Annotated in this window: 6 protein-coding genes and 1 pseudogene; 2 read left to right on the top strand and 5 right to left on the bottom strand. The window is 58.0% G+C overall.

Annotation, left to right across the window (positions count from 1 at the left end):
* Positions 1–366: 366 nt before the first annotated feature.
* Together QZZ60_RS10735 and QZZ60_RS10730 are read left to right on the top strand one after the other, a co-directional pair.
* Positions 367–921, top strand: coding sequence for a hypothetical protein (locus QZZ60_RS10735; protein WP_295641270.1), 555 nt, complete (start codon positions 367–369; stop codon positions 919–921).
* Position 922: 1 nt separating this feature from the next.
* The gene (locus QZZ60_RS10730; RefSeq protein WP_295641268.1) at positions 923–1288 is read left to right on the top strand and encodes a hypothetical protein; all 366 of its coding nucleotides are present in this window, start codon (positions 923–925) and stop codon (positions 1286–1288) included.
* A gap of 254 nt (positions 1289–1542) precedes the next feature.
* On the opposite strand, the gene QZZ60_RS10725 is transcribed toward QZZ60_RS10730, so the two are convergent.
* The 5 genes and pseudogenes from QZZ60_RS10725 to QZZ60_RS10705 form a co-directional block, all read right to left on the bottom strand.
* Entirely contained in the window at positions 1543–2433 is an 891-nt protein-coding gene (locus tag QZZ60_RS10725) for a hypothetical protein (RefSeq protein ID WP_295641266.1), read from the bottom strand.
* Positions 2434–2499: 66 nt separating this feature from the next.
* A complete protein-coding gene (locus QZZ60_RS10720) occupies positions 2500–3126 on the bottom strand; it encodes a lytic transglycosylase domain-containing protein (protein ID WP_295641264.1) in 627 nt (208 codons plus the stop codon).
* A gap of 73 nt (positions 3127–3199) precedes the next feature.
* Entirely contained in the window at positions 3200–3625 is a 426-nt protein-coding gene (locus QZZ60_RS10715) for an ATP-binding protein (RefSeq protein WP_295641262.1), read from the bottom strand.
* A 120-nt stretch (positions 3626–3745) separates the two neighbouring features.
* Positions 3746–4081, bottom strand: a complete 336-nt coding sequence (locus QZZ60_RS10710) for an STAS domain-containing protein (protein WP_295641261.1) — start codon at positions 4079–4081, stop codon at positions 3746–3748.
* 17 nt (positions 4082–4098) lie between these two features.
* Positions 4099–4363 (bottom strand): annotated as a pseudogene (locus QZZ60_RS10705) (EscR/YscR/HrcR family type III secretion system export apparatus protein); the annotation flags it as partial.

Genomic DNA, 4363 nt, shown 5'->3' with positions numbered 1-4363 from the left:
ATGGTGTCGCCACGGCACGACAAGACGGGCGCCTGCCGTGGCGTCGTTGGCAAAGGATGAGAATCGGACTTCGTGGCGCGGACACGCCGAAGGGCAGGCGGCCTGTCTTCGACGACCGATCGGACAAGGATGCCGGAGCTTGTTTCTGTCGGGGCGTTTTTTACCATGTTCCCCGAGCTCTGCCAAGTCGACGGGAGCATGGCGGACGACAGGAGAGGTCCGTTTGTTTTTCAGGGAAGAGCGGTACCGAAGGCAGAAAGCGTCGTCATTGTCGGGCGGCTCCCGTGCGGGAGCGACTTGAAATGCGTGACGCTTGCTGCTACGTTGCTTGTTTTCAAACGATGCGGAAAAGGCAGGAGGTACGCTATGGAAGGCGGCAGCGACAAGGATCTGCTCAAGGAACTCGCGGATTATAGGAACGGACTTCAGAATCTGCTTGCCTCGGAGGCGGTGAAGACCGGATTCTTGAAGGATTCGGTACGCAGCATTCCCGAGCTGTCCGGTCTCGTGCGTACGTTTTTCGAGCACTGCATACGCGAGTATCACTCATTGTATGACCATGTGGAGCCGCTGGCCGTTCTGGGCTCCTGCTGCTTTGCCGGAGCGGCGGCGGCGAATTTGTGGGACGCCGTTGGGGAGGAGCTTCTCAAAAGCAATCTTTTCGTGCTGCTTTCCCGTGAACGGGGCATGAAGTATCTTGACGACACGGCTCTGGAGCTTGCGGGAATGCCGGGCGGCACGTCTGCCGGAGATCGTCTGGCTGCGTGCATCAAGGGAAACTGGAGCATCATGGCGCTGGCTACCTGGAGCGGAACCGTCAAGGGACGCTCCGCAGAGGAGGCCATGCTTTTTCTTCAGGCCACGGCGCAGGTGCTTTTCATTCTCGGTGAGTCCATCGTTCTGGCCGGAAAGGAGAAGTAGCATGATGAAGGATTCTGCTGCGGCGCTGCTTCGCGCCGGCGTGAACAAGCTTTTGAAGAGCGATGCCGTCATGAGCGCGCTGCAGCGCCGTGCGGGACGCTATGCGGAGATTCTGGAGCTCGGCTGCGCTACGGGCAGCGGAATAACGCTGGTGGTGCGTCCGCTGGGGTTTTCCGAAGACGTGTGCATAGTGCTGAGTCGCGCGGAAGTGGATGAAAACGGGGCATGGATTCGGCCTACGGAAATTTCTGCGGACAGAGAGAGCGTTGACGCTCTGCTTCGGGATTTCGTGCAGGGAAGAACGTTTGCTCTGCCTGCCATGGCCAGGCCTTTTGCCGGAATGCTGAGCAGGCTTCTTGCAGCCTGAGCCCCGCTTTCTGCGGAAGGGCGGCCTGCACAGACAGTGAACGCACGGACGGAGGCTTTTCGGCGTTTCGCCCGGAGAAAGACAGTCCAGGGGCAGTCCTTGCCTCTTTTTACAGGACGAAGCGGCACGAGCCGGAGCGTCCGATTCCCGCCCAGAAGATTGAAACGCTCGCTCCCTTGAAGCTCAGAAATATATTTTTATGAATGGATTCATATTGTTATGGAAGCATTCCCGAAAAGGCCTCATGCGTCTGGTCAGCGTATGACGATGGCTATGGTCCTGGGATCTTCCTGGGAGACATTGCAATGTTTCGGCTCCCCGGAGAGCGGAAAGATGAGGCTGGTGTCGCCGTTTTCAAAAGAGATACGCATTTCCTTGACGAGATTGTTGTCCGGATTCTTGTCGTAGACTCTCCACTCTCCGTGCATGATGACTTCATAGCGCAGCGGATCGCGCAGCAGTCTGCCTTCGGCCGTGAGCGCAGGGCCTTCTCCTGCGATGCGGAGCACCATGGAGTTCTTGGTACGGGTAAGGGATGCCCACGTCTTTTTGAGCCGTTTGTCCGACGCCGGAACGGCCTTGTCCGACGGTGTGCCTGAAAGAGACGTCCGGTTGTTTTCCGAAAGGGCCGCGTTATCGGAAGGCGTTTCCGCAACGGCGTTTTTTTCCTGTTCGGAATCGGGGTTTGCATGTGCAGCCGCCCGGCGTGTTTCCTGCGCGGGAGCATCCCATTCCCGGAGCATCGGCGTTGCTGCGGAAGCGGACGGCTTCGAAATGCCCGACACGGGCTTGTCTGCGTTTGCGTGAGCGGCCTGTGAAGACGTCGTCGATGCGGCATCGGCGCGGCCGTCGTTTTTTTCGGCGGGGGAGGGCATGCTTCTGGTCAGATCGGCGATGTCCGCCATGGCTCCGCTCACGCTGCCACTCGGTGTCTCGTTCACGCTGCACAGCGCTTCGGCAGGATATTCACAGAAATTTTCAATGCGGATGCGCGAGGCTTCCAGAGATGCCTTGAGCTCCTGATTCTGCCGTTCGAGTTTCTTTCCCTCTTCCCAGGATTTCAGGAACAGCCAGGAGCCACAGCCGACGGCAAGAACGAGAGCGGTAATGCTTATTCCGACAAGGGTGATGAATAGCTTGTTCATGTGGGATTTCCGTTGATCTTTCGGGAAGAATGATTTTTCCGGCAAAGGGTCCGAAAATGTGCCGGATCAGGGAGCGGCATCGTCTTTTTGTTCTGCGCTTTTGTGGGCGGTCACCTGTTTCAGGTATTCCCGTGTCTCGGGAAACGGCGGAATGCCGCCGTATTTTATCACGTTGGCCGGGCCGGCATTGTAGGCGGCGAGCGCAAGTTCCAGCGAGCCGAAGCGGTCGAGCTGGCGGCGCAGATAGGCGCTGCCTGCCATGACGTTGGCTTCGGCGTCGTACGGGTCTTCCAGTCCCAGTTCCTTCTGGGTGTCCGGCATGATCTGCATGGCTCCGCGAGCCCCTTTGGGCGACAAGGCGTTGGCCTGAAAGTCCGATTCCGTGCGTATGACGGCCGCAATGAGAGATTCCGGCAGACGATAGGTTTCAGCCGCCTTGCGGATGATGCGCTTCCATTCTTCCGGTGCCGTGCAGTCTTTTCCGTCATGCATGGCTCCGGCAAGTTCCGGCGTGATCATGGGACGGGGCATGGCAAGAAATCTGGCGGACGGGGAAAGGCTGGAAACGTCCATGCTGTCGATGAGAAATTCGTGTGTCTGTTTTCTTTCCAGAATGCTGGTTTCCGTGACGCTGACTTCCTCGGACAGAATGCGTCCCGCGAGTGCGTGTCCCGACGAAAGAAGCGGCAGCAACAGCACACCGAGAAGAACGGACGTTGCCCGAAGCTGTGGAAGTTGCTTTCTGAAACGTCTGACAGGCACGGCTTCATTCCTGTTCGGGGAGGGAAAAATAGACGTCGATGCGGTTGGCGTTGTCTTCGCGGGAATAGGCCTGATGTCTGGTGACGCTTCGTATGAGGTAGATGCCCAGGCCGCCGATCGGACGGTTTTCCGCATCGAGGGAAATGTCCGGATCGGGAACTTCGGCAAAGGGGTTGAAGGGAGCGCCCCAGTCCTTGACGGAAAAGCAGAGCGTGTCCTCGCCGTCGAAGAACACTTCGCGCAGCGCTATTTCCGCATTGCCGGTAGTGCCTTCCGGATAGGCGTAGCTGAACACGTTGACCAGCAGCTCTTCCGTCACCAGCTCCACATTGAGCAGGACGGGAAGAAAGCGGGGAGGGATGTTCTCGGAAAGAAAACTGTTGACGGCGGCGAGCTGTTCCAGTCGTGCAGGAACATGGAGCTGTGGCATGGAAGTCTCCTGCGGCATGGAGAAGGGCGACGCTCATGGCGCGGCCGATTTCCGTTCTGACAAGCGTGGACTTGCTGGCGACAAGGCGGGCGGTGCATCCGGCAGGCTCCGCCTCGCTTTTCAGCGCATGCCGGCAAGAGCCTCGTCAAGGCTGGGATAGACCTTGAGAATGGACGTGAAGCCGGAGAGCTTGAACATGTCGGCCACCATGGCCTGCATGGAGCAGAAGGCCAGCGCCGTTCCGGCGGACTTGCAGGCCTTGCCCATGGTGAGTATGCCGCGCAGACCTGCAGAGCTGATGTACTCGAGCCCTTCAAGGTCGATGATGATGCGGCCGGAACCGGATTTCAGAAGATTCTGGCATTCTTCATTGAACTCGGAAACCGTGGTGGCATCCATGCGGCCGGATATGCGGGTGACGGATATGCCGTCTTTGAGAGTGGTGCTGATCTGCACGATAAACCTCCGTCTTGTTACTGATAGCTGAGCATCAGTCCCTGACTGATTTTCAGCCAGCCGTCGAGCGTGACGAAAAGCAGCAGCTTGAACGGCAGCGATATGGTGGTGGGAGAAACCATCATCATGCCCATGGCGAGCAGAATGTTGGATATGATGAGATCGATGGCCACGAAGGCCAGATAGAGCACGAAGCCTATCTGGAAGGCCTTGGTGAGCTCGGAAATGGTGAAGGCCGGAATCATGATGAGCAGGTTGTCTCTGCTTATCATGTCGTGGCGT

Origin of the sequence: uncultured Mailhella sp. (genome assembly GCF_905187505.1) — a bacterium.
Taxonomy (GTDB): Bacteria; Desulfobacterota; Desulfovibrionia; order Desulfovibrionales; family Desulfovibrionaceae; genus Mailhella.
This window is presented reverse-complemented; position numbering and strand designations above follow the sequence as displayed.